The 24152-nt window shown below is 73.7% G+C and carries 19 protein-coding genes; 5 read left to right on the plus strand and 14 right to left on the minus strand.

Going from position 1 to position 24152, the window contains the following annotated elements:
• Window positions 1-137 precede the first annotated feature (137 nt).
• Window positions 138-2006 carry a bifunctional UDP-sugar hydrolase/5'-nucleotidase gene (locus tag AW16_RS0101555; RefSeq protein ID WP_029287565.1) on the plus strand — a complete coding sequence of 623 codons (1869 nt, stop codon included), beginning with the start codon at window positions 138-140 and terminating at the stop codon, window positions 2004-2006.
• A 62-nt stretch (window positions 2007-2068) separates the two neighbouring features.
• Here the strand turns inward: AW16_RS0101555 and AW16_RS0101560 are convergent, their stop codons facing one another.
• The 4 genes from AW16_RS0101560 to AW16_RS0101575 form a co-directional block, all read right to left on the minus strand.
• Window positions 2069-3004: a hypothetical protein gene (locus AW16_RS0101560; RefSeq protein WP_029287567.1), complete on the minus strand. Its 936-nt coding sequence runs from the start codon at window positions 3002-3004 to the stop codon at window positions 2069-2071.
• Between the two features lie 81 nt (window positions 3005-3085).
• The gene (locus AW16_RS0101565; protein WP_029287569.1) at window positions 3086-6733 is read right to left on the minus strand and encodes a PHP domain-containing protein; all 3648 of its coding nucleotides are present in this window, start codon (window positions 6731-6733) and stop codon (window positions 3086-3088) included.
• Window positions 6726-8435 carry a DNA polymerase Y family protein gene (locus tag AW16_RS0101570; RefSeq protein WP_034647972.1) on the minus strand — a complete coding sequence of 570 codons (1710 nt, stop codon included), beginning with the start codon at window positions 8433-8435 and terminating at the stop codon, window positions 6726-6728. Before AW16_RS0101570 ends, AW16_RS0101565 begins: the two co-directional genes overlap by 8 nt.
• Before the next feature lie 52 nt (window positions 8436-8487).
• Window positions 8488-9318: a hypothetical protein gene (locus AW16_RS0101575; protein ID WP_231495908.1), complete on the minus strand. Its 831-nt coding sequence runs from the start codon at window positions 9316-9318 to the stop codon at window positions 8488-8490.
• A 173-nt stretch (window positions 9319-9491) separates the two neighbouring features.
• Between AW16_RS0101575 and AW16_RS17425 the strand changes: the two genes are divergently transcribed.
• From AW16_RS17425 to AW16_RS0101590, 4 genes are all read left to right on the plus strand, one after another.
• Window positions 9492-9854 carry a hypothetical protein gene (locus AW16_RS17425; RefSeq protein ID WP_051681557.1) on the plus strand — a complete coding sequence of 121 codons (363 nt, stop codon included), beginning with the start codon at window positions 9492-9494 and terminating at the stop codon, window positions 9852-9854.
• Window positions 9839-10120, plus strand: coding sequence for a Pr6Pr family membrane protein (locus AW16_RS17430; protein WP_231495909.1), 282 nt, complete (start codon window positions 9839-9841; stop codon window positions 10118-10120). The genes AW16_RS17425 and AW16_RS17430 overlap by 16 nt, the downstream gene beginning before the upstream one ends.
• Before the next feature lie 44 nt (window positions 10121-10164).
• Complete coding sequence (locus AW16_RS0101585) at window positions 10165-10686, plus strand: YbhB/YbcL family Raf kinase inhibitor-like protein (RefSeq protein WP_029287574.1); 522 nt, start codon at window positions 10165-10167, stop codon at window positions 10684-10686.
• Between the two features lie 95 nt (window positions 10687-10781).
• Window positions 10782-11339, plus strand: coding sequence for a YbaK/EbsC family protein (locus tag AW16_RS0101590; protein ID WP_029287576.1), 558 nt, complete (start codon window positions 10782-10784; stop codon window positions 11337-11339).
• An 11-nt stretch (window positions 11340-11350) separates the two neighbouring features.
• Here the strand turns inward: AW16_RS0101590 and AW16_RS0101595 are convergent, their stop codons facing one another.
• The 10 genes from AW16_RS0101595 to AW16_RS0101640 all read right to left on the minus strand — a co-directional run bounded on the left by AW16_RS0101595 (window position 11351) and on the right by AW16_RS0101640 (window position 24150).
• The gene (locus AW16_RS0101595) at window positions 11351-11872 is read right to left on the minus strand and encodes a hypothetical protein (protein WP_029287578.1); all 522 of its coding nucleotides are present in this window, start codon (window positions 11870-11872) and stop codon (window positions 11351-11353) included.
• A complete protein-coding gene (locus AW16_RS0101600; protein ID WP_051681559.1) occupies window positions 11869-12720 on the minus strand; it encodes an RNA methyltransferase in 852 nt (283 codons plus the stop codon). Before AW16_RS0101600 ends, AW16_RS0101595 begins: the two co-directional genes overlap by 4 nt.
• A complete protein-coding gene (locus AW16_RS0101605; RefSeq protein WP_051681560.1) occupies window positions 12717-14009 on the minus strand; it encodes a sugar MFS transporter in 1293 nt (430 codons plus the stop codon). Before AW16_RS0101605 ends, AW16_RS0101600 begins: the two co-directional genes overlap by 4 nt.
• 9 nt (window positions 14010-14018) lie before the next feature.
• Complete coding sequence (locus AW16_RS0101610) at window positions 14019-16895, minus strand: hypothetical protein (protein ID WP_029287584.1); 2877 nt, start codon at window positions 16893-16895, stop codon at window positions 14019-14021.
• Between the two features lie 105 nt (window positions 16896-17000).
• Window positions 17001-18971, minus strand: a complete 1971-nt coding sequence (locus tag AW16_RS0101615; protein WP_029287586.1) for an ABC transporter ATP-binding protein — start codon at window positions 18969-18971, stop codon at window positions 17001-17003.
• Window positions 18968-20701, minus strand: a complete 1734-nt coding sequence (locus AW16_RS0101620; RefSeq protein WP_029287588.1) for an ABC transporter ATP-binding protein — start codon at window positions 20699-20701, stop codon at window positions 18968-18970. Before AW16_RS0101620 ends, AW16_RS0101615 begins: the two co-directional genes overlap by 4 nt.
• Window positions 20701-21378, minus strand: a complete 678-nt coding sequence (locus AW16_RS0101625; RefSeq protein ID WP_034647891.1) for a TetR/AcrR family transcriptional regulator — start codon at window positions 21376-21378, stop codon at window positions 20701-20703. Before AW16_RS0101625 ends, AW16_RS0101620 begins: the two co-directional genes overlap by 1 nt.
• Window positions 21379-21488: 110 nt before the next feature.
• Window positions 21489-22718 (minus strand): SPFH domain-containing protein, encoded by a 1230-nt coding sequence (locus AW16_RS0101630; RefSeq protein ID WP_029287592.1) that lies wholly within the window; start codon window positions 22716-22718, stop codon window positions 21489-21491.
• 93 nt (window positions 22719-22811) lie between these two features.
• Window positions 22812-23240 (minus strand): NfeD family protein, encoded by a 429-nt coding sequence (locus AW16_RS0101635; RefSeq protein ID WP_029287595.1) that lies wholly within the window; start codon window positions 23238-23240, stop codon window positions 22812-22814.
• Window positions 23241-23364: 124 nt separating this feature from the next.
• On the minus strand, window positions 23365-24150 hold the full coding sequence (locus AW16_RS0101640; protein ID WP_029287597.1) for an ABC transporter ATP-binding protein: 786 nt from the start codon (window positions 24148-24150) through the stop codon (window positions 23365-23367).
• Between the last annotated feature and the right edge of the window lie 2 nt (window positions 24151-24152).

The following is a 24152-nucleotide window of genomic DNA, read 5'->3' on the forward strand; positions in this document are numbered from 1 at the left end:
CCGTCCCGGCGATCCCGCGCGGCCGATCGACCATGCGTCACCGTTCACCCGTTCGGCGTGCCCATGTCACCCGTCAGGGCTAGCGTCGCGCCTTGTGCCGCAACCCGGTACAGCCGACACACAGGGAGGACTCTGGCATGAGCAAGAACGTCCTGAGAAGCCGCACGGGACGGATCGCGGCGGGCATCACCGCGGCGATCACGCTGGTCGCGCTCGCGTCGCCGGCCACCGCCGGCGGCCACGGGCACGACACCGGGCACGGTCACGGGCACGAGCACAGACACGCGGGCGATGACTACGCGCTCACCGTCATGGGCACGACGGACCTGCACGGCAGCGCCCTCAACTGGGACTACTTCAAGAACGCGGAGTACGACGACAGCGCGCACAACGACATCGGCCTCGCGAAGGTCTCGACGCTCGTGAACCAGGTCCGTGCCGAGCGAGGACGCTCGAACACGCTGCTCATCGACGCGGGCGACACCATCCAGGGCACGTCGCTCGCCTACTACTACGCGAAGGTCGAGCCGATCTCGCGGACCGTGAAGCACCCCATGGCCGTCGCCATGAACGCGATCGGCTACGACGCCGCCGCGCTCGGCAACCACGAGTTCAACTACGGCATCCCGCTGCTGCGCACGTTCCAGAAGCAGCTCGACTTCCCGCTCCTCGGCGCGAACGCGATCGACGACACCACGGGCCGCCCGGCGTTCTCCCCCTATGTGATCAAGTCCGTCCGCGGACCGCACGGGCGCCCGGTGCGCGTCGGCATCCTCGGACTGACCAACCCGGGCATCGCGATCTGGGACAAGGCCAACGTCGAAGGCAAGATGCGCTTCGACGGGCTCGTCGAGCAGGCGAAGAAGTACGTGCCGGAGATGCGTCGCAAGGGGGCCGACGTCGTCGTCGTCGCGGCGCACTCGGGCGCGGACACCTCGTCGTCCTACGGCGACGCCCTCCCGTTCCCGGAGAACGCCTCGACGCTGGTCGCGCAGCAGGTCCCGGGCATCGACGCGATCCTCGTCGGCCACGCGCACCAGGAGATCGCGCAGCGCGTCGTGACGAACGAGCAGACCGGGAAGCCGGTCGTGCTCTCGGAGCCGCTCAGGTGGGGCGAGCGCCTCACGGTCTTCGACATCGACCTCACGTGGTCGCGCGGCCGCTGGGGCGTCGACGGCGTGACGTCCAAGGTGCTCAACTCGAACACCGTGCCCGAGGACCCGCGCATCGTGAAGAAGCTCTCGGCAGCCCACGACAAGGTCGTGACCTACGTCAACGGCGTCATCGGGACCTCGAAGGAAGCCATGTCCGCCGCGACCGCTCGGTACGAGGACACCGCAGCGCTCGACTTCATCAACCACGTGCAGGCCGAGTCGGTGAGGTCTGACCTCACGGGCGACGACGCCGACCTCCCGGTCCTCTCTATCGCCGCGCCGTTCAACAAGGACGCAGCGATCCCGGCGGGCGACGTGTCCGTGCGTGACGTCGCCGGGCTGTACATCTACGACAACACCCTGCTCGGCATCAAGCTCACCGGTGCCCAGGTGAAGGCGTACCTGGAGAAGTCGGCGGAGTACTTCCAGCACGTCGACGGCCCCGGGACGTACCCGGCGTCGGCCCTGACCAACGCGGTGACTCCCACCGCACCGACCGGCACGCCGGACTACAACTACGACGTGATGGCCGGGCTGGACGCGCCGCTGACCTACGACATCGACCTGACGAGGCCCGTCGGGAGCCGGGTCGTGGACCTCGCGTACGGCGGCACGCCCGTGGCCGACGACCAGCAGTTCGTCGTCGCGATCAACAACTACCGCCAGTCGGGCGGCGGCAACTTCCCGGGCGTCACGTCGGCGCCCGTGCTGGTCAACCGCCAGCAGGAGATCCGCCAGCTGCTGATCGACTGGGTCACGGCCCACCAGGTCGTCGACCCGGCGACGTTCTCGGCGACCAACCCCGATTGGAGGCTGGTGGCGGGCTCGACGCCGCTCGTCGTGACGCCGTGACGTCCTGAGCCGTGAGCGGCGGGGTGGCGGGACGCCGAGTCGCCCCCCCCCCCGCCGTGGCGTCAGCGGCCGGCCGCACCGTGGCTGGTGCCGTCGGTCGACGACCTCGGTGCGACGTCGGCTCCCGCCGGCACGCAGGTGTAGCCCGCGTCGACCACGCTCAGAGATCCGTCACCGGCGTTGGCCTTACCAGGACTGAACAGCGTGTCGACCAGGAGGCGGAACGTCACGGGCCCCGGACCGACGGTGAGCCGAGCAGTGCTCGAGATCTGGCTGTAGCTGTTGTAGGTCGAGTCCGCCTGGATCGTGACGATCGCGAGGCCCGGGCCGTAGTCGACCCCCGTGCCCGCGGTGACCTGCGCGCGCACGAGCGACCGCTGGGTCGCGGAGTCGCCCTGGAGCCAGGCGCTCCCGTTCAACAGGTAGCTGTACCTTGTCCGGCCGGCGCCGCACGGGTCGGGCACGGTGGTCGGGACCGAGGCGAGCGTGCGTGGCCCAGCGCCCGCTGCGAGCTCCATGATCCGAGGATCCTGCTGCGCGTAGCCGCTCACGAGGCCCGTGCTGCGCTTGTAGTAGTCGCCCGCCGCGGTCCCGCCGAGCTTCGCGGAGTCGGGCGCCTTCGCGATGATGTCGTTCGGCAGACGACCGTGGCTGTCGGTGGCGACCAGCTTGCCCTTGCGACCCGACGCGCTCGTGGACGACTTCACCGCGCCCAGCCCGCCCACCTTCGAGGAGTCGGGCGCCTTCGCGATGATGTTGTTCGGCAGCTGCCCCTTGCTGTTGGTCGCGACGAGCTTTCCGGCCCGCTTGGACGCCTTCGTCGTGTAGCTCACGGCGTGCTTGCCGTCGACCTTGTCCGAGTCGTGCGCCTTGGCCGCGTCGTAGGCGGCCAGCGCGGGCGGGGCGCCGAGCGCGATCGCGAGGACGGTCGCGGCCGCGACCGCCGGGGCGTAGCGGCGCAGTGCGTGCGGGGCTGTGGTGGTGCGAGACCTGCGCATGTCGACTCCAGCGGGGGTTCGGGGCACCCTCGTCGGCGCCGTGACCTGAGGAGTCGCGTCCCGGTCCTCCAGATACGCGCGTCAGCGGAAGTCGCGGGACGACGAGCGCACCTTGAGCGACAGCGGTGCGAGGTGCTCGGCCACCAGGTTGGTCGCACCGTCAGCGCGTTCCAGCAGCCCACGCACGACGAGCGCGCGCGACGTGCGCGCGGTCGTCCTGAACCGCTGCCACAGCCCCGCCGAGCACACGACGTTGAGCAGCCCGGTCTCGTCCTCGAGCGACAGGAACGTGATGCCGCCCGCCGTCCCCGGACGCTGACGGTGCGTGACCACCCCGGCGACCGCGACCCGACGCCCGTCCTCGTGCCGGTACGCCTGCTCGACGCACAGCACGCCCGCCTCGTCGAGCCGGTCGCGCACGAACTGCGTCGGGTAGGAGTCGACGGACACACCGGTCGCCCACACGTCCGCGGTGGCCGTCTCGAGGTCGCTCAGCCCGGGGAGCATGGGAGCCGCGACTCCCACGCTGACCCCGGGCAACGTGTCCGGTCCCTCCTGCGCGAGCGCGCCGGCCGCCCACAGCCCTGCGCGGCGGTCCACGCCGAGCCCGTCGAGCGCGCCGGCGGTCGCGAGCGCCTCGAGCTGCGCGGTCGTCAGCCGCACGCGGCGCACGAGGTCACGCTGGTCGACGAACGGGCCGCGCACGCGGCGCTCGTCGACCACCCGCTGCGCGACCTCCTCCCCGACGGACCGCACCGCCGCGAGCCCCAGCCGCACCGCGAGCGACCGGGGTGACGACGAGGCGGTGCGCACACCTGGTGCGGCGGTCCGACCCGTGCCGCTCGCGCTCGGCACGAGCCGCGGCTCGCCGTCGTCGGGCGATGGACCTGTCCGCTCGACGCACGCCTGCACGTCCGAGCGCTGCACGTCCGGACGCAGCACCTCGAGCCCGTGGCGTCGCGCGTCGGCCGCGAGGCTCTGCGGCGAGTAGAACCCCATCGGCTGCGCCGCGAGCAGCCCCGCGTAGAACGCGGCGGGGTGGTACACCTTCAGCCACGCGCTCGCGTACACGAGGAACGCGAACGAGTACGCGTGCGACTCGGGGAACCCGAAGTCGGCGAACGCCTTGAGCTTGTCGAAGATCTGCTCCCCCACCTCGGGCGTCACGCCGTTGGCCGCCATCCCGCTCATGAGGCGGTCCTTGAGCGCGTACATGCGCTCGGTCGAGCGCTTCGAGCCCATGGCCCGGCGCAGCTGGTCCGCCTCCGCGCCGCTGAAGCCCGCGACGTCGATCGCCATCTGCATGAGCTGCTCCTGGAACAGAGGCACGCCGAGGGTCTTGCTCAGCGACTTCTCGAGCAGCGGGTGCAGGTAGGTGATCTTCTCCCGCCCGTGCGAGCGCTCGATGTACGGGTGCACCGAGCCGCCCTGGATGGGACCGGGCCGGATGAGCGCGACCTCGATGACGATGTCGTAGAACCGCTCGGGCCGCAGCCGCGGCAGCGTGCCCATCTGCGCACGCGACTCCACCTGGAACACCCCGACGGTGTCCGCCGCGCACAGCAGCTCGTACACGCCCGGGTCCTCGTGCGGCAGGTCGTGCAGGTCGAGGACCTGCCCCTCGTGCTCGGCGACGAAGCCGAACGCGATCCGCAGCGCCGTGAGCATCCCGAGCCCGAGCAGGTCGAACTTCACCAGGCCCGCGTCCGCGCAGTCCTCCTTGTCCCACTGCAGCACCGTGCGCCCGGGCATGCGCGCCCACTCCACGGGGCACACCTCGATCACCGGCCGGTCGCACATCACCATGCCGCCCGAGTGGATGCCGAGGTGGCGCGGCAGGCGAAGGAACCGGTCGGCCAGGTCGACGACCTGCGCGGGGATCTCGTCGAGGTCGCTCGCCGCGGGTGGCCGGACCAGGGGGACGACGTCGTGGCCGTCGTCCGTGGCGAGCCCCGGGACCTCGGTGCCGCGCGGCGAGCGTGTCGGCCGGCTCGGCGGCTCCCACGTGTTCCCCCACATCGCGGCCCGGTCCGCCCGCCGGGTCTCGCGTGCGGTGGCGACGGCGAGCGCCGCCTCCGGCACGGGTGCACCGCCCGGTCCGTGGCCGCCCCCCTGCGGCGGCCACGGACCGACGTGCCCGGCGTGCGGACGCTGCGCGCGCGTGGGGACCGCGCCTCCGGCACGCTCGTCGGCGCGCGACGGGGCAGGCTGTGCGGCCTCGGGCGGCGGGCACAGGCTCCCCCAGCGCTCGATCGACGACGCCCATGCGTCCTGCTGACCCTGGTCGTACCCCAGCGCACGCGCCGCGTCGCGGACCGCGGAGCGCGGCCGGTAGGAGATGACGTTGGCGACCTGCGCGGCGTGCTGCCTGCCGTGCTTCTCGTAGACGTACTGGATGACCTCCTCGCGCCGCGCGGACTCGATGTCCACGTCGATGTCGGGCGGCCCGTCGCGCTCGGGGGCCAGGAACCGCTCGAACAGCAGCCCGTGCTTGACGGCGTCCACCGCGGTGACCCGCAGCGCGTAGCAGACGGCGGAGTTCGCGGCCGAGCCACGTCCTTGCGCGAAGATCCCGTTGCGCCGGCAGAAGTCGACGAGGTCGTACACGACGAGGAAGTAGCCGGGGAACCCGAGGTCCTCGATGACGCGCAGCTCGTGCTCGAGCTGGCGGTACGCCCCTGCCGTCTTCTCCCGCTCGGGCGGCCCGTACACGTCGTGCGCTCCCTGCCGGACGAGCTCGCGCAGCCACGTGGCCTCGGTATGGCCGTCCGGCACGGGGTACGGCGGGAGGTCCGGGGCGACGAGCGACAGGTCGAACGCGCACTCGTCGGCCAGCGCCGCGGCCGTGGCGACGGCCTGCGGGTGGCGGCGGTGCAGCGCGAGCATCTCGGTAGCGGATCGCAGGTGCGCGCTCGGGGCGCCCGGCAGCCAGCCGTCGAGGTCGTCGAGCGACGAGCGGGCGCGCACCGCCGCCAGGGCCCCGGCGAGGTCCGCGTCGCGCGGCGTCGCGTAGTGCGCGTTCGTCGTCGCGACGAGCGGCAGCCCGGCGTCGCGCGCGAGCTCCGCGAGCGCGTCGGCCCGCTCGGCGTCGTAGGCGTCGCCCGCGGCGGTCACCTCGACCGCGACGTCGTCCCGGCCGAACAGCGCGACGAGCCGGTCGAGCTCGCGACGCGCAGCGCGCAGCCCGTCGGGAGCGACCGGGCCGCCGGACGGGTCGCCGCCCGCGAGCGCACGCCGCACCGATCCCTTGCGGCACCCCGTGAGCACGAGCCACTGCCCGCGCGATGCCTCCGCGAGCTCGTCGAGCCGGTAGTCCGCCGCACCCTTGGTCCCGGTGCGCAGGTGCGCCTCGGCGATCGCGCGGGACAGCGCGCGGTACCCGTCCGGGCCGCGCGCGAGGACCAGCAGGTGGTTCGCGCGCGGGTCGGGCACGCCCGTGGGTGCGTCGAGGACCGGCAGACCGGGGGTCGCGCGGGTGCGCTCGCGCGGGTGCCGGCGGCCGTCGGGGGCGGGCAGGTGCAGCTCGGCGCCGAACACCGTGGGCAGGCCGACGGCCTTCGCCGCCTGCGAGAAGCGGACCACCCCGTACAGCCCGTCGTGGTCGGTGAGCGCGAGCGCGCGCAGGCCGAGCCGCGCTGCCTCGGCGGCCAGCTCCTCGGGCTGGCTGGCGCCGTCGAGGAAGCTGAACGCGGAGTGCGCGTGCAGCTCGGCGTAGCGGGCGTCAGTCATACGTGGCCTCGCAGGTCCAGCCGGCCGCGCCGCACGCGAGCAGCGCGGCCGGTCCCTCGTCGAACGTCACCTGCACGTGCGCCCTCGTCGTCTCGCCGGTCCACCACCTTCCGCCGAGCAGCCAGGGGCCGGCCCAGCCGGTGACGCGCCGTGCCCGCATCGGCCCGTCGTCCTGCACGTCGTCGTCCCGCACCGGCTGCACCCGCACCCACGCGGGCTCGGCGCTCATCCCGGTGCGCGCGTCGAGCAGCACCGGGTGCCCCTCGTCGTCGCGGACCTCGGCACGCAGCGGCGGGTCCAGCACGGTGGCGGGCGCGGGGTCGGGCAGGCGCCCGGGCCACGGCAGGTCCGCCCGGCGCGGCGGCGTGCTCTGCTCGCCCCACGGGCGCACGTGCACCTGGTCGCGCACGTCGCGGCCGCCCTGCAGCGTCGCGGTGAGCAGCCCGGACCCGCCGACGAGACCCTGCACGCGGTCCAGCGCACGGTGCGCGCGCAGGTCGCCGCCCGAGGGGCCGCCCCACAGCCTGCCCTGCTCCGCGCCGGCGGGTGCGACGTCGAGCGCGGTGACGGCGAGCCGGACGAGGGTGACGGGGCGGGTGTCGTCGTCGGGCGGCAGGTCGTGCTGCGGCACGTCGTCGTCGGACGGACGCGGCCGACGACGGCCGAGCGCTCGGGCGTCCCCCGCGCGGCTGCGCGCGGTGGCGACCGCTGCCGACGTCAGCCACCCCTCGAGCTGCCAGCGGATGCGGTCCGTGATGCGCGCGGGGGTCAGGCCGCCCCAGCCGCCCAGGTCGGTCCGCCACGTGCGCACCAGGTCCTCGCCCTCGTCGGTGCGCGCGGCGATCTGCAGCCGCCCGCACGTGACGGAGTGCTCGACGAGCATCGCGTGCAGGTCCTCCGCGACGCGGCGACCGGCGAACGTCGCGGTGTCCACGCGGTCCACGGGCGGGTCGAGCTCGGTGGCGACCTCGAGGTCCGCCTCGGGCCGACGACGAGCGGGCGGACGCTCGTCGTCGCCGCGCGCCAGCAGGTGCGCCCACGCGCCGAGCCGGCCGAAGCGCGCGCGCACGTCGGTGACCGGCAGCGCCGCGAGCGCGCCGAGCGTGCGCAGCCCCAGGCGGTGCAGCAGGTCGACGAGGTCGGTGACCTGCGCGGCGACCTCGTCGTTCACCGCGGCGTGCACCAGCTCGGCCATCGGCCGGCCGGCCAGGAACGCCGCCGACTCCCCCGGTGCCACGCGTGCCCCCGTGCGGGCGGCCAGCACCGCGGCGAGCAGCCCGTCCGCGGTGCCGACGCCGCACTCGTGCCCCGTACGCTCCGCGACGGCGTCGGTGAGCCGCTCCGCGAGCGCGTCCTCCGAGCCGTGGTACCTGCTCGCACCGCCCGCGGGCAGCAGCAGCATCCCGGGTCGCACCACCTCGACACCCGCGACGACGCTCTCCGCAGCGACCGCGACCGGCTCGAACATGCGCACGTCGCGCGCGTCGTCGGCCGCGAGCAGCACCAGCTCAGGGCAGCAGCCCTGTGCCTGGCGCCGGCGCATGCCGCGGCGCACGCCCTGCGTGCGCGCGATCGCGGAGACCGCCACCACGCGCTGCCCGTCGAGCACCGCGACGGGCAGGTGGCCGGGCACCTCGTCGGCCGTCGCCGCGGCGACCACCGGCCAGTCGGGGACCCACAGGACGGTGGTGCGCGTGCTCACCGCACCCACCTCATCGTGCCCACCTCATCGTGCCCACCTCATCGAACGCGCCTCATCCGACGAGCCGCAGCGTGCGCTCGTCGGCGTGCTCGTCTGGACGCTCGACGAGGACGCGCTCGTCCTCCGTCCCCAGCGGGAGGGTCAGGCGGGCGGCCAGCAGTGCCGCCGACCCGCCGCGGCCCGTGCGCTCGACGCGCAGCCGCTGCGTGCGCAGCCGTCCGTCCCCCGCCCCGAGCCCGGTCCAGCCTTCCTGCGTCGCGGTGAGCACCACGTTCGCTCCCGGCCAGGGGGTCGTCGCGACGAGCACCGCACCGCGGTCGCGAGCACGGGCGGACAGGTGGCGACGATCCGCATCGGTGAGCGCGACGTCTCCGACGACGACCACGTCGAGCCCGTCGACGAGCGCGGCGAGCACCGGCGCGGCGTCCCGCCCCGGCCGCGGCACGAGCGCGAGCCGGTCGAGCGCGACCCCGGCCTGGGCGGCCGCGAGCAGCCCCACGCTGGGACGCCCGACGACGGCGGCCCACGCACCACCCGCGCAGGCGTGCGCGAGGAGCGCGAGCAGGAGCGAGGTCGAGCCGAGGACCGCGGTGGTCGCGCCGCGGCGCAGGCCGTCGGGCAACAGGTCGGTGAGCTGCGGGGGCACGGGCAGCGGCGGTCGTTCGGTGGTGAGCAACGAGGTGCGTCGGGGTGCGGGGACGTCGGGCTGATCGACTGGCTCCACGGGGGCGCGCACCACGCTGCGCGCCCCCGTACGCTGCTCGGCACGGGCGAGGGCGGCCCGAGCGATCGCCGCGCGGTCCAGGAGGGTCGTCGAGCCGCTCACTGCCACCTCCGCACCACCGACGAGCCGCCAGAAATGGCTGCTGACCTGCGACGTCACCCTGAGTCGAACGTCATGCTCGAACATTTGTTCGACACCACTAGTACACGCCTCGACGGCCCGGGTGTCAATCCGCCGCAGAGCCTCGAAGCGCGGTGACACGACCTTCACCCGCTCGTCGGCTATCGTGCGCACGCACCGCGACGCTGCGGGCTCGTGCACGAGGAGGCGGGATGCGGTTCGTCGTCGGGACCTACCGGCTGGCCCTGGCGGCCATCACGTTCGTCGCGCTGTTCTGGGCGCCGAGCACGGGGGTCACGTTCCACCTCACCGACTACGTGTACTTCACCAACCAGTCGAACCTGCTCCTGGCGCTGGTCATGACGTGGGCGGGCGTCGCGGCGTTCGCGGGCCGCCCCGGACCGTCGGCCTGGCTCCTGGGCGCGGTGACGCTGTTCATCCTCATCACCGGGCTCGTCTCCTACTTCATCCTCGCGCCCGCACCGCCTGGTCAGGAGGTCGCGCGCTCGGTCTCACGCACGACCAGCTGGTGCACCGGCTCACGCCCATCGCGGCCTTCGTGCACTTCGTGCTGATGGTGCCCCACCGCCGCCTGCACGTCTCGACCGCGGCGTGGTGGCTGCTCTACCCGGTGGCGTACTGCGCGTTCACGACGGTCCGCGGCGTGCTCGCGCCCGGCAGCGCGTACCCGTACCCGTTCGTCGACGTCGACTCGATCGGGTACGGCGGCCTGCTGCTCAACGTGCTGCTCTACGGCATCGGCTTCTTCGTGCTCGGGCTCGCGATCGTCGGTCTGGACCGCCTGCTCCCCCGCCGCGCGATCCTGTCCGACGGGTCCTGACACCTCGCCGGGCGCGGCGCGCAGGCCGGGGCGAGGATGGCGCCATGACCTCTCTCGACCGTCCCGTCGCCCCCGACCCGTACGACCTGCTCCCGCCGGTGCCGTCGTTCGAGCTGCGCAGCGACGACGTCCGCGACGGCGAACGGCTGCCCGACGTCCACACCAACACCGACGCCGGCTCGAACGTCTCGCCGCATCTCGCCTGGTCGGGCTTCCCCGACGGCACACGGTCGTTCGCCGTCACGGCGTTCGACCCCAACGCACCCGGTCCGTCCGGCTGGTGGCACTGGACCCTGCTCGACGTCCCCGCGGACGTGACCGAGCTCGCGCAGGGCGCCGAGCCGCCCGCCGGTGCGTTCGCACTGCGGGGCGACGACGGCGAGGCCCGCTACGTCGGCGCCGCACCGCCGCCCGGCGACATGGTGCACCGCTACTTCTTCGTCGTGCACGCCCTCGACGTGCCGTCGTCGGGGCTGCCGCACGAGGCCATGCCGGGCGCGGCGAACACCGCCCTGCTGTTCCACACGCTCGCGCGCGCGGTGCTCGTCGGGACCTACCAGCGCTGACGCGCAGGACCTGTCAGCGCTCACGCGCGGGACCTGTCAGCGCTCACGCGCGGGACCTACCAGCGCTCACGCGCGGTGGTCGGTAGCGTGCGCGCATGACGTCGCTGACCTGGGTCCCCGCGCTGTCCCGCCCCGAGCTGCTCGCGCCCGCCACGGCCGCGGCCCTCACACGCTGGATGGCCGACGAGCCGCGCGTGTCCACCGAGGTGCTCGTCGCGGAGATCGACCCGGCGATGTCCGACACCGCGGCGCTGACCGAGGCGTACGCGCTCGTGCCGTCGGCGTCGGCCAACTGCGTCCTGGTCTCGGGGCGACGCGAGGGCGTCGAGAAGATCGCCGCGGCCGTCGTCCGCGCGACCACCCGCGCCGACGTGAACTCGACCGTCAAGCGGCTGCTCGACGTGCGCAAGGCGTCCTTCCTGCCGATGGACCGCGCGACCGCCGACTCCGGCATGGAGTACGGCGGCATCACGCCCGTCGGGCTCCCGGAGGCGTACCGCGTGCTCGTCGACGCGCGCGTGGTGCGCGACGACGACGAGGCCGGGGCGGTCGTCGTGCTCGGCAGCGGGGTGCGGCGCTCGAAGATCTCGATGCCGGGCGCGCTGCTCGCGACGATGCCGGGGGTCGAGGTGGTGGAGGGGCTCGCGGTGTGACGCGCGACGCGTCACGCCAGTCGCGCGACGAGGGCGCGTGCTGCCTCGACGACGGCCGCATCGATGTCGGCGCGCTCACGCAGCAGCACGTCGTCCTCCCCGTGCTCCTCGGCGACGCCGCGCAGCACCTCGTCCCGCACCGCCAGCCGTCGCAGCTCCGCGAGCTCCGAGTCGTCGTCGGCCCCCCACGACGCACCGACGAGCGCGACGAGCTCGCCCGGCGGGCGCGCACCCGAGCCCACCTCCCGGGCCAGCGGCAGCACGGCCACGCGCAGCGACGCCCGGACGGCCTCGGCCGAGCCCGGCTCCGGGACGCGGATGCCGGACGTCCGCACCACCTCTGCGACCAGCAGATCGACCTCGGACCATGACGCCGAGGCCGTGAGCCCAGCCACCGCGGCGACGGCCGACGAGCGCTCGCCGGCGAGCACGCACGCGACCGCGGCGTCGACCAGGACGCGGCGCACGTCGCCGCGGACCTCGCTCAGGCACCACGCGATGCACGCGTCCCGCAGGAGGTCGTCGGGGCTCATGGGCGTGCCACCGCACCGACGCGCGTCGCCCAGAACGCGACCGCGGCGGCCGCGGCGACGTTGAGCGAGTCGACCCCGCCGGCCATCGGGATCCGCACCACGCGGTCGCACGCCGCGATCGTCTGCGCCTTGAGCCCGTGCCCCTCGGCGCCGAGCACGAGCGCGAGGCGTTCGGGCGGGTCGGCGACGAGCTCGTCGAGCGTGATCGAGTCGTCCGACAGGGCGAGCGCCGCCGTGACGAACCCGGCCGCGCGCAGGTCGTCGATCCCCGACGGCCACGCCTCGATGCGCGTCCACGGCACCTGGAACACCGTGCCCATGGACACCCGGACCGAGCGCCGATAGAGCGGGTCGGCGCACCGGGGCGTGACGAGCACGGCGTCGACGCCGAGCGCCGCCGCGCTGCGGAACGCCGCGCCGACGTTGGTGTGGTCGACGACGTCCTCGAGCACCGCGACACGGCGGGCGCCCGCGAGGACGTCCGCGATGGGCGCCAGCAGCGGGCGGTGCATCGACGCGAGTGCTCCGCGGTGCACGTGGAAGCCGGTGATCGCCTCGAGCACCGGCTCCTCGGCGACGTACACGGGAGCGTCCCAGTCGGCGTCGAGACCCTCGACCATGCGCTCGAGGTCCGGGACCCAGCGCGGCGCGAGCAGCACCGAGCGTGGCCGGTGACCGGCCGCGAGCGCACGGCCGAGGACCGTCGAGCTCTCCGCGATGTACAGGCCCTTGGCCGGCTCGTGCTTCGAGCGGAGCGCGACGTCCGTCAGGGAGACGTAGTCGGCGAGCCGTTCGTCGGACGGGTCGGTGACGGGCTGCAGGTCCAGGCGGGGCACGCGGACGATCATCCCAGGACGCGCGCCCGCAGCAGGCGGCCGCCCAGCAGCGCGGCGACCGCACCGGCGACGGCCATCGCGGGCACCACGGCGAACGCCGTGTGCATGCCGACGGAGTCCGCGAGCGCCCCGAGGGCGAACGGCGCGACGCCCACGGCGATCCCGCCCGCGAGGGTCGCACGCGCCTGCGCGACGTCGTCGGCCCCGGGGACGGACACGAGCAGCAGCGTGATCGACAGCGGGTACTGCACGCCGTAGCCGAGCCCCGCGACGACGAGGCCGACGATCGCGACCCACGCGCTCGTCGCGGTCCAGAGCACGGCCCAGCCGACGATGGCGACCGCGAACCCGGCGACGAGGATCGCGGCGGGCGGCACGCGCAGCGTCATGGGCCCGACGAGGAACCGGATGAACGACATGCCGGCGACGAGGCCCGCCGTGGTGGCCGTCGCGATGCCCGCGCCCGCCCCGGTCTGGGCCTTGACCAGGTCGGCGGACCAGTACGTGGTGGTCATCTCGAGCGCGATCGCGGCGACCACCGCGACGAGGAAGCAGATCGCGGCCCCGCTGCGCAGCGCCCCCCGCGCGCCCGGGGGGTCCTGGTGCCGGACGGCTGGGTCGACGACAGCGACCGCGAGCGCCTCGACCGACCCGACGACGGGCTGCGGTCGCCCCGGCGCGAGCACGTCGGACCCGGCGGGTGGCGTCATCGCCCCGCCGTCCGGGTTGCGCGAGACGAGCCACGCGGCCGCCGCGGTGATGACGACGACGATCGCGACGGCCGGGCGCCATCCCCAGCCGACCGCGACGAACGCCCCCACCGCGAGCGGCCCGACGAGCCCGATGCTGGACCCGACGCCGTTCGCCTCGGTGACCGCGGCGGACGCGGCCGCTCCGTGGTGGATCGCGAGGCCCGGCTGCGCGGCGCTGATCGCCACGTTGCCGCCCACGGCCAGCACGAACAGCCCGGCCAGGCTCCACGCCAGGAAGGGAGCGGTGACCAGTCCGGTCGTGCCGACGACCACGAGCGCGAACGCCGTGTAGAGCGCGCGTCGGCGGCCGGCGCGGCGCACCAGGGCGGGGCAGAACAGCGCGGTGACGATGCCGCCGAGCGCCATCGCCGTGCCGTGCAGGCCGGCCTGCGCGAGCGAGATGCCGAAGTCGTCGGCCAGCAGCGGCACGCTCGGGTTGAACGAGTACAGGACCCAGCCCCAGATAACGAAGCTGCCGTAGAAGGCATAGGTCAGGCGGTCGCGGCGGAACGTCACCGTACCGCCGGTTACCACCCGGTCGGGATCCATGACCGCAGCCTAGGGACTCCCCCGCAGCGCCGTCACCAACGCGCCGAGCTGGAAGCGGTACTCCGCCGCCGCGGGGTACCCGCTGTGGGCCGCGACCTTGAGCAGGTAGGCCGTCCCGTCGACCTCCTGCGCAGGGTGGTCCAGCTCGGTCGCCGCGACGTCGTAGGAGTCGACGGGGAAGCCGATGAAGTCCGTGCGCCGCCACAGGCTGCGCCAGCGAACCGTCGGGCCACGACGCGAACGCGGGTCCGCGGGTGTCGTCAGCGAGTCGACGAGCGTCGTCCCCGTGGGAGCAGCGGCCGCGGGCGGGTCCGACCGCCACGGGTCGCTCGCCCACAGCCGCGCGGCCCTCGTCGGGCTCGTCCCCAGCACCGCCGGCCCGAACAGCTCGGGGAAGAACCTGCCGAAGTACGCGCGCAGCTGCGTCCCGTACGTCAGCAGCGCGACCCGCTCGTCGTGCGACCCGCGCGGCCCGTCCCACCGCGCGAGCAACGTCGCGACCGACACGACCCCGCCGAGGCTGTGCGCGCTGAGCACCACCCTGCGGTGCGCGAGGTCGCGGAGCTGCGGCGCGGTGAGCGACGCTGCCGGGCGGTCGTCGCCCAACCAGGCGTCGATCCGCGCCCGCAGCTCCGGCACGACGCGCTCGGCGTAGCACGGGGGCGCGAACGGGTGCGCGGCGCGCGGCAGGAAGCACATCAGGTCCCAGAGCAGGCCCCACGGGCGCGCGAGCGACGCGTTCGAGCCCGCCAGCACCACGCTCGCGACGACGAGCCCGCTCGCGATGACCACCGCGGTCGTCGACCACCGGACCCCGGCCGACCACGGTCCCGCGAAGGGACCGCCCACGTCCGCGTCGGGTGCCGGCAGCACGAGCGTCGCCGCGAGCGCGACGAAGAACGTCCCGCCGACGATGCCGACCACCCGCTCCGCGCGCTGCGCGAGAGCCGCGTGCCGCCTGCCGCGCTGCACGGCCGCCTCGACCCCGGTCCGGGGCGCGGACGGGTGCGGACCTGCGGGCGAGACCGGCAGCGGCGTGCCGCGTAGCGCACCCATGCGTGCGAGGAGCCCGACGACGAGCAGGACGACGACGGCCACGACCGCGACACTCATCACCGCGAACTCGGTGTACCCCGGCGGCGTCACCAGGTGCGCGGGCGCGGCGACGGCCACCGTGACCGGGTCACGCAGCCGGTCGGCGTCGCCCACGGCCTGCAGGGCCGCCGTGACGTCGTCGGGCACCGTCGCGTTCTCGGGAGCCCCGGGCGCCTCGAGCCACGCGACGACGCCGAGCACGGCTGTCGCGCTGAGCACCATCGCCGTCCCGGCCGCCATCGAGAGCAGCACGAACGGCCCGCGCCCGCCCCACCCCTCCCGGTCGCGCGCGGCGTGCCGGGCGTTCGCGACGACGACCACGACGACGAGCACGAGCACGGCCGCAGCCGCGACGGCCCGGCTCGCGACCGCACCGCCTCCGTCGGGCCACATCAGCGCGAGCAGGCCGCCGACGATCGCGAGCACCACGAGCGGCGCCCACACCGCCGCGCGCACCCGCGCCCGGGCACCGACCGCGACGACGCACAGCAGCACCATCACCGCGATGAGCAGGCTCGGCACCGCCGCCAGGCCGAGGAACGGCACGGCCGTCGGGTCCGCCGGCCGCAGCGGCGCGTCGCCCGAGGTCGCGACGTCGACCACGCACCAGACGAACAGCGCGAGCCCGACGAGGAAGAGCGACGCGTCCACAGCGCGGGAGACGGTGGCATCGCTCGTGCGCACCTGCTGGCCGGACGTGCCGTGCGGCAACGGGTCGAGCCGCACCCTCGACACGCGGACGGCCACGGCGACGAGCAGCAGCGACCCGACGAGGACGATCACGGCCCAGGGCGCATGTCCCGGAGCCGACCACACGTCCGACCCGAGGCAGCCCCTCGCGCCGAAGCCGGTCGCACGCCAGCACCCGGGCTGGTCGCGGTACACGAAGTGCCACGCGAGCAGGACCGCGAGCAGCGCGAACGCGGCCGCGAGGTGCTGGTACCAGAGCACCGAGGAGCGCCGGGCGTGGGTCCAGAAGCCCGGGCGGGCGAGCATGGGCCACGGACGGTCGTCGGCCGCGGCGCCCGCACCGTCCGCGGTCAGACCGAGCGCCTTCGTCGTCGACATCGCGCGCTCGTACCGCACGCGACCCGTCGAGCCCACGGCCGCGAGCGCGAGGACGGCGAACGCAGCGAGCACCGCGAGGACGGCCGTCCGGGAGCCGCTCGACCACCGCGCCCACGCGTCGAGCTGGGACGGCAGCGCCGTGCAGGTCATGACGTACTGCACGGACCCGGAGCCGGCGTCGAGCGTCTCACGTGGCCCGTAGCACTGCGCGCCGACGATCCCGAGCGTGATGGTCGCCGCCGATGCCGTCCACAGCAGCGTGAGCGTCAGCCCGAACAGCCGCACGAGACCCCCGGCGGCCGACGACCGGCGCCCCGGGCTCTCGTCGGCGTCACGCGCCCAGTACGCCACGTTGGCGAGGCCGAACGGGATGATCAGCACCCACAGCGCGCGGACGACGCCCGCGACGAGCCCGGACGCCCGCCCCAGCCCCGGAACGGTCGACAGCCTCGCCATCGCGCCCCACGAGTACGCCTCGCGGCGCACGCCCGGCGGCGGCGTGCGCGGGTCGCCCGGCGGTCGCTCCACCTCGGCCGCGTGCGCCGTCGCGGTCCAGAAGCTGCCGAGCCCGTCGCCGTCGACCTGCTCGACCTGCGTGGGGTCGAGGCCGAGCATCGCGGCCGGCGGAGTGTTCGCGACGCCGTGCACGCGCAGCTCGAGCACGTCGACCTCGTCGACCCCCCGGCCGTGGCCGTGGTTCGCACGACCTCGCAGCAGCCTCATCGCTCCCCCAGCGCCGGTCCGGACCATGTCCCGGGTCCGACGCTAGCGGCGAGCGCGTGCGCCCGCTATGCCCCGGTATGACCGGGTCAACAGCAGGCGCTGCGACTACTCCTGCGCGACCGGCGCGGCGAACTGGCTCTCGTACAGCCGGGCGTACGCCCCGCCCGCCTCGAGCAGCCGCTCGTGCGAGCCCTGCTCGACGATCGAGCCGTGCTCCATCACGAGGATCGTGTCGGCGTCCCGGATGGTCGACAGGCGGTGCGCGATGACGAACGACGTGCGCCCGTGGCGCAACGCGTTCATGGCCTGCTGCACCAGCACCTCGGTGCGGGTATCGACCGACGACGTCGCCTCGTCGAGGATGAGGATCGTCGGGTCGGCGAGGAACGCGCGCGCGATCGTCAGCAGCTGCTTCTCGCCCGCGGAGACGTTCGCGCCCTCGTCGTCGATCACCGTGTCGTACCCGTCCGGCAGCGTGCGCACGAAGCGGTCCACGTGCGTGGCCTCGGCCGCCGCGACGATCTGCTCGTGCGTCGCGTCGTCCACGCCGTACGCGATGTTCTCCGCGATCGTGCCGCCGAAGAGCCAGGTGTCCTGCAGGACCATGCCCATCTCGGAGCGCAGCGCGTCGCGGGTCAGGTCGCGCACGTCGGTGCCGTCGAGCGTGATCCGCCCGCCGTCCACCTCGTAGAACCGCATGAGCAGGTTGACGAGCGTCGTCTTGCCCGCACCGGTCGGGCCGATGATCGCGATCGTCTGCCCCGGCTCCGCGACGAGCGACAGGTCCTCGATGAGCGGCTTGTCGGGCGAGTAGCTGAACGCGACGTGCTCGAACGCGACGCGGCCCGCGACGTGCTCGTCGAGCGCCGCCGGACGCTCCGGGTCGGGGGTCTGCTCGGGCGCGTCGAGCAGCTCGAACACCCGCTCGGCCGACGCGATGCCCGACTGCAGCAGGTTCGCCATGCTCGCGATCTGCGTGATCGGCTGCGTGAACTGGCGGCTGTACTGGATGAACGCCTGCACGTCGCCGAGCGTCATCGTGCCGGACGCGACGCGCAGGCCACCGACGACCGCGACGATCACGTAGTTGAGGTTCGCGAGGAACCCGAGCGCAGGCTGGATCGTGCCCGAGATGAACTGGGCCTTGAAGCTCGCGTCGTAGAGCTTCTCGTTGCGCTCCGCGAACGTCTGCGCGGCCTCCTGCTGCCGGCCGAAGACCGTGACGAGCGTGTGCCCGGTGAACATCTCCTCGATGTGCGCGTTGAGCTCGCCGGTCCCCGCCCACTGCCGCACGAACTGCGGTCGCGAGCGCTTGGCGATCATCGCCGCGACGAGCATCGACAGCGGGACCGTGACGAGCGCGACGACCGCGAGCAGCGGCGAGATCCAGAACATCATCACGAGCACGCCGATCACCGTCAGGACGGCGGTGATGAGCTGGCTGAGGGTCTGCTGCAGCGTCTGCGCGACGTTGTCGATGTCGTTGGTGACGCGGCTCAGGAGCTCGCCGCGCGGCTGGCTGTCGACGTAGCTCAGCGGCAGCCGCCCGATCTTCGCCTCGACGTCGCCGCGCAGCCGACGGACCACGCGCTGCACGACGCCCGCGGTGATGCGACCCTGCGCCCAGCCGAACAGGAACGACCCGACGTACACGAGCACGACGACCGCGAGCACGCCGCGCAGCGCGCCGAAGTCGATGCCCTGCCCGGGCACCAGCCCCGTCATCCCGGCGACCGTGCTCGCGAACGTGTCCTGGCCGGCCGCTCGCAGCGCCTCGACCACCTGGTCCTGGGTCATCCCGCTGAACTGCGGCCCGAGCCGCTTGCCGACGTACCCGTCGAAGATGAGGTTCGTCGCGCGCCCGAGGAGCTTGGGCCCGACGACCGCGAGGAAGACCGACGCGACCGACAGCACGAGGACGAGCACGATCTTGAACCGCTCGGGCCGCAGCTCGCGCAGGAACCGCACGCCCGAGGCCTTGAAGTTCGTCGACTTCTCCCCGGGCATGCCCATCGACATCATCGGGTTGCCGCCGCGCGGGGGCCGCCGCGTGGGAGCGTTCTGCTGCGCGCTCATGCCGCCTCCTCCGCGCTGACCTGCGAGTACACGATCTCCTGGTACGTCTGCGACGACTCGAGCAGCTCGGCGTGCGTCCCCACCGCGACGACCGCCCCCTCGTCGAGCACGACGATCGTGTCCGCGTGCCGGATCGTCGCGACGCGCTGCGCGACGACGAGCACCGCTGCGTCCCGTGTCTCGGGGAGAAGCGCGGCACGCAGGCGCGCGTCGGTCGCGTAGTCGAGCGCCGAGAACGAGTCGTCGAACAGGTAGAGCCGTGGTCGTCGCACGAGCGCACGCGCGATCGCGAGGCGTTGGCGCTGACCGCCCGAGACGTTGGTGCCACCCTGCGAGATCGGCGCGTCGAGGCCCTCCGGCAGCTCCTCGACGAAGTCACGCGCCTGCGCGACCTCGAGCGCGTGCCACAGCTCCTCGTCGCTCGCACCCGGCCGGCCGTACTCGAGGTTGGTGCGAATCGTCCCGGTGAACAGGTACGGCTTCTGCGGCACCAGGCCGACCTGCTCCCACAGCACGTCGGGGTCCAGGTCACGGACGTCGGTGCCGTCGATCAGCACCGCGCCGCCCGTGACGTCGAACAGCCGCGGCACCAGGTTGAGCAGCGTCGTCTTGCCGGAACCCGTGGAGCCGATGATCGCCGTCGTGCGGCCCGGCTCCGCGACGAGGTTCACGCCGTGCAGCACGGCCGCCTCCGCACCGGGGTAGCGGAACTCGACGTCGCGCAGCTCGAGCCGGCCCGGGTGCGCGCCGCTCGGCGCGACGGGCGCGACGGGCGGGAGCACCGACGTGCTCGTGTCGAGCACCTCGCCGATGCGGTCCGACGACACCATCGCGCGCGGCAGCATCACGAACATCATCGTCGACATCATCACGGCCATGAGGATGTAGGCGATGTACGACAGGAACGCCGTGAGCGCGCCCACCTGCATCCCGTCGTCGACGCGGTGCGCGCCGAACCACATGACGCCCACGCTGGTCACGTTGAGGATCAGCATCACCACGGGGAACATCAGCGCCATGAGCTGACCCGTGCGCAACGACGTCAGGAACAGGTCCTGGTTCGCCGCGCCGAACCGTTGCGACTCGCGCTCCTCGCGCACGAACGCCCGCACCACGCGGATACCTGCGATCTGCTCGCGCAGCACGCGGTTGATCGCGTCGATGCGCTTCTGCATCTGCCGGAAGTACGGCACCATCCGCGAGATGATCAGCCCGACGACGATGCCGAGCACCGGCACCGCGACGACGAGGATCGACGACAGCTTCACGTCCTCCTGCAGCGCCATCACCACGCCGCCGACCAGCATGATCGGCGCCATGATCATGATGGTGAACGACATGAGCACCACCATCTGCACCTGTTGCACGTCGTTCGTCGTGCGCGTGATGAGCGTCGGCGCGCCGAACCTGCCGACCTCCTGCGCCGAGAACGACTGCACGTGGCCGAACAGCCGCCCGCGCACGTCGCGACCGAACGCCATCGCGGTGCGCGCGCCGTAGTAGACCGCGAACACCGAGCACACGACCTGCGCGAGGCTGATCGCGAGCATGATGCCGCCGAGCCGCCAGATCTCGTCGGTGTCGCCCGCGGCGACCCCGTCGTCGATGATCCGGGCGTTGAGGCTCGGCAGGTAGAGCGTGGCCATCGTCTGCACGAGCTGCAGCACCACGACGGCCCAGACGGCACGCGTGTAGGGACGCAGGTGCTCCTTGAGCAGGCGGACGAGCATCATGACTGTCTCCTGAGGGGTGACGGGGCGAGCGCGCCGTGCAGGAAGTGGGTGACCAGGACGTCGATCTCGGGGACCTCGGCGGTGGTCCCGCGTCGGGCGGCATCGGCCTGCTGCATCGCGGCGCCGACGAGCACGACGTCGAGCAGCTGGACGACCTGGTGCAGCGGTCGGGCGAACTGCGCGGCGTCGGGCTCGAGCACGCGGGTGACCGCGAACCGCACCGCGGCCTGGCCCTCCTCCTGGCGCCGCACCCACTGCGCGTGGACCTCACGGCGGGCCTGCACGCTGTGCTCGAACCCCGGGTCCCCGCGGCCGAGCTCGTGCAGGACCGCGACCCACCGCATGGTCTCGCCGACCCGTTCGAAGCCGATCTCGAGGACGCGCGCGAGCCGCTCGTCGAGCGGCAGCCCGCGATCGATGGCGTCGAGCAGCGGCACCGCCTCGGTCGGGTCGAGCGCGGCGTGCACCGTCTCGCGTACCAGCGCCGCCTTGTCGTCGAACACCCGGAACAGCGTGCCCTCGGAGACGCCGGCCGCCTGGGCCAGCTCACGCGTCGTCACGGCCGCACCGCGGGCCAGCACCAGACCACGCACCGCGTGCAGGATCGCCGTGCGGCGCTCCTGGGGCGGGAGCGGTGCCGCCCTGCCGGCGGGCGCCGGGCTGCTCGTCGTCACCGGGCGACAGTAACTGAGTGAGCACTCACTCCGCCAGTGCCGCGGCCCCGCAGGACGACGACCCCCGCACGGCGGTTCTGCCGTGCGGGGGTCGTCGTGAGCCACCGGTGTCAGGCGGGAGGCTGCTCGCCCTCCGCACCGGGCGCCTGGGCCGGGGCGTCCGGCGTCGGAGGCACCGGTCCTGCCGGGGCCGACGGCGCAGCCTGCTGTGCCCCGCCCAGCGGCGCGGCGCCGGGCCCGGGACGCTGCCCGAGCTCGGCACCCGGGTCGAACGGCCGGCCCGACAACGTCCCCGCGCTCGTCGCGTCCGCGGTCGCCGCGGCCGACTCGCGCTTCGCCTCGGCGAGCGCCTCGGCGGGGTCCTTGAGAGCCGTGGGCGGCAGGTCGTCGCTGAGCGGCGACGTGCCCGCCGGGCGCGACGACGAGAACGCGTCGCCGTCGTCGGACGGGAAGCCCCCGCCGAAGCCCTTGGCGAGCGCGCCCATCGCGCCGCTGAGCTCCGACGGAAGGAACCACATCTTGTTGGACGGCGCCGCCGCGATCTTGGGCAGCGTCTGCAGGTACTGGTACGCCAGCAGCTTGGGGTCCGCGTCGCCGCGGTGCACCGCGTCGAACACCTGCAGGATCGCGCGCGCCTCACCCTCGGCCCGCAGGATCGCCGCCTGCGCGTCACCCTCTGCCCGCAGGATCTGCGCCTGCTTCTCACCCTCGGCCGTGAGGACCGCGGACTGCTTGATGCCCTCGGCCGTGAGGATCGTCGCGCGGCGGTCACGCTCGGCACGCATCTGCTGCTCCATCGAGCCCTTGATGCTGTCCGGCGGGTCGATCGACTTCAGCTCGACGCGGTTGACGCGCACGCCCCAGCGGCCGGTCGCCTCGTCGAGCACGCCGCGCAGCTGACCGTTGATCTGGTCGCGGCTCGTCAGCGTCTGCTCGAGGTCCATCGATCCGACGACGTTGCGCAGCGTCGTCACCGTGAGCTGCTCGATACCGGTGATGTAGTTGGCGATCTCGTACACCGCGGACTTCGGGTCGGTCACCTGGAAGTAGATGACCGTGTCGATGCTCACGACGAGGTTGTCCGAGGTGATCACGGGCTGCGGCGGGAACGAGACGACCTGCTCGCGCAGGTCGACGCCCGCGCGCACGCGGTCGACGAACGGGATGAGCAGGTGCAGCCCCGCGTCGAGCGTGCGCGAGTACCGGCCGAGCCGCTCGACGATGATCGCGACCGTCTGCGGCACGATCCGCACCGCGCGGAACAGCCCGATGATGACGAAGAGCAGGACCAGCCCGAGCACGATGTAGAGCGCGACCTGGCCGACGCTGGGGTCGTCCATGTGTCCTCCTTCGACGCCGGCGAGCGGCGTCCTGCGGTTCTGCGCCGCGGTCGCGACGTCAGGTGCGGTGCCGCGAGGCGGCGTCCGCGGGTCCTACGCTGCGGGGCCGACGACGGCCGTCGCCCCGTCGATGCGCGCGACGCGCACCTGGACGCCCGGCGCGAGCGCCTCGGACGTCTCCGTGCGGGCCGTCCACACCTCCCCCGCGAGCTTCACGCGGCCGCCCTCGAGAGTCACGGTCGACAGCACGACGGCGTCGCGGCCGACGAGGGCGGCGGCGTTCGTCTCCTCGAGCGGGATGCGGGACTTCAGGTGCCGCAGCAGCCAGGGCCGCAGCGTCGCGAGCAGGATCACGGCGACCACGCAGGCGACGACGATCTGCACCCAGACGGGGGCACCCAGACCGTAGGCCGCGGCGCCGGCGAGGGCTCCGCCGGCGAGCATGATCAGGACGAGGTCGAGCGAGAGCATCTCGAGGATGCCCAGGACGAGTGCGCCCCCGACCCACCAGAGCCAACCCATGCGCGCGACCCCCTTCGTCGACCGGGCGGCCGGCTGCACCGACCGCCTCTCGACCGATACTAGGTGATCGCTTTACGAAGATGCGGGTGTTGCGCGAACTCGTGGACGAGAGGTTCCGACGCGGTCAGCCCGCCGCGCGCGCCGACCAGCGCTCGCCGTTGCGGTCCAGCGCGAGGTCCAGCCCGAACGCCTCGGAGAGGGTCGACGCGGTGAGCACCTCGTGCAGCGGTCCCGCGGCGTGCACGCGGCCGTCCTTGAGCAGCAGCAGGTGCGTGAACCCGGGCGGGATCTCCTCGACGTGGTGCGTGACCAGGACGAGGACCGGCGAGCGTCGGTCCCCCGCGAGCTCCGCGAGCGCCCCGACCAGCTCCTCGCGGCCACCGAGGTCGAGCCCGGCCGCCGGCTCGTCGAGCAGCAGCAGCTCCGGGTCGGCCATGAGCGCCCGGGCGATCTGGACGCGCTTGCGCTCGCCCTCGCTCAGCGTCCCGAAGTAACGGTCGGCGAGGTGGTCGACGCCGAACGCGCGCAGCAGGTCCGCCGCGCGCGACTCGTCGAGGTCCTCGTACTCCTCGCGCCAGCGCCCGGTCACGCCATAGGCCGCGGTGAGCACGACGTCACGCACGGTCTCCCCCGACGGGATGCGGTCCGCGAGCGCGGTGCTCGACAGCCCGATGCGGGGGCGCAGCTCGAACACGTCGGTCGAGCCGAGACGCTCGCCCAGGAGCTCGGCGGTGCCGGTCGTCGGGTGCATGCGTCCCGAGGCGACCTGCAGCAGCGTCGTCTTGCCCGCGCCGTTACGCCCCAGGACCACCCAGCGCTCGCCCTCCCGCACGGTCCACGACACCTCGTCGAGGATCGTCGTCGTCCCCCGGCGGATCGTCACGGCCTGCAGGTCGAGCACGTCGGTCATGG

The sequence above is a fragment of the Cellulomonas sp. HZM genome, assembly GCF_000708885.1.
In the GTDB taxonomy this organism is placed as follows: Bacteria; Actinomycetota; Actinomycetes; order Actinomycetales; family Cellulomonadaceae; genus Cellulomonas.

Coding starts and splice junctions, on each gene's coding strand:
- AW16_RS0101590 (WP_029287576.1), top strand. CDS start 10,782: ATGACGTCGCTGACCTGGGTCCCCGCGCTGTCCCGCCCCGAGCTGCTC.
- AW16_RS0101595 (WP_029287578.1), bottom strand. CDS start 11,872: ATGAGCCCCGACGACCTCCTGCGGGACGCGTGCATCGCGTGGTGCCTG.
- AW16_RS0101630 (WP_029287592.1), bottom strand. CDS start 22,718: ATGGACGACCCCAGCGTCGGCCAGGTCGCGCTCTACATCGTGCTCGGG.
- AW16_RS0101635 (WP_029287595.1), bottom strand. CDS start 23,240: ATGGGTTGGCTCTGGTGGGTCGGGGGCGCACTCGTCCTGGGCATCCTC.
- AW16_RS0101605 (WP_051681560.1), bottom strand. CDS start 14,009: ATGGATCCCGACCGGGTGGTAACCGGCGGTACGGTGACGTTCCGCCGC.
- AW16_RS0101620 (WP_029287588.1), bottom strand. CDS start 20,701: ATGCTCGTCCGCCTGCTCAAGGAGCACCTGCGTCCCTACACGCGTGCC.
- AW16_RS0101610 (WP_029287584.1), bottom strand. CDS start 16,895: ATGAGGCTGCTGCGAGGTCGTGCGAACCACGGCCACGGCCGGGGGGTC.
- AW16_RS0101615 (WP_029287586.1), bottom strand. CDS start 18,971: ATGAGCGCGCAGCAGAACGCTCCCACGCGGCGGCCCCCGCGCGGCGGC.
- AW16_RS0101600 (WP_051681559.1), bottom strand. CDS start 12,720: ATGATCGTCCGCGTGCCCCGCCTGGACCTGCAGCCCGTCACCGACCCG.
- AW16_RS0101565 (WP_029287569.1), bottom strand. CDS start 6,733: ATGACTGACGCCCGCTACGCCGAGCTGCACGCGCACTCCGCGTTCAGC.
- AW16_RS0101585 (WP_029287574.1), top strand. CDS start 10,165: ATGACCTCTCTCGACCGTCCCGTCGCCCCCGACCCGTACGACCTGCTC.
- AW16_RS0101555 (WP_029287565.1), top strand. CDS start 138: ATGAGCAAGAACGTCCTGAGAAGCCGCACGGGACGGATCGCGGCGGGC.
- AW16_RS0101640 (WP_029287597.1), bottom strand. CDS start 24,150: ATGACCGACGTGCTCGACCTGCAGGCCGTGACGATCCGCCGGGGGACG.
- AW16_RS0101560 (WP_029287567.1), bottom strand. CDS start 3,004: ATGCGCAGGTCTCGCACCACCACAGCCCCGCACGCACTGCGCCGCTAC.
- AW16_RS17425 (WP_051681557.1), top strand. CDS start 9,492: ATGCGGTTCGTCGTCGGGACCTACCGGCTGGCCCTGGCGGCCATCACG.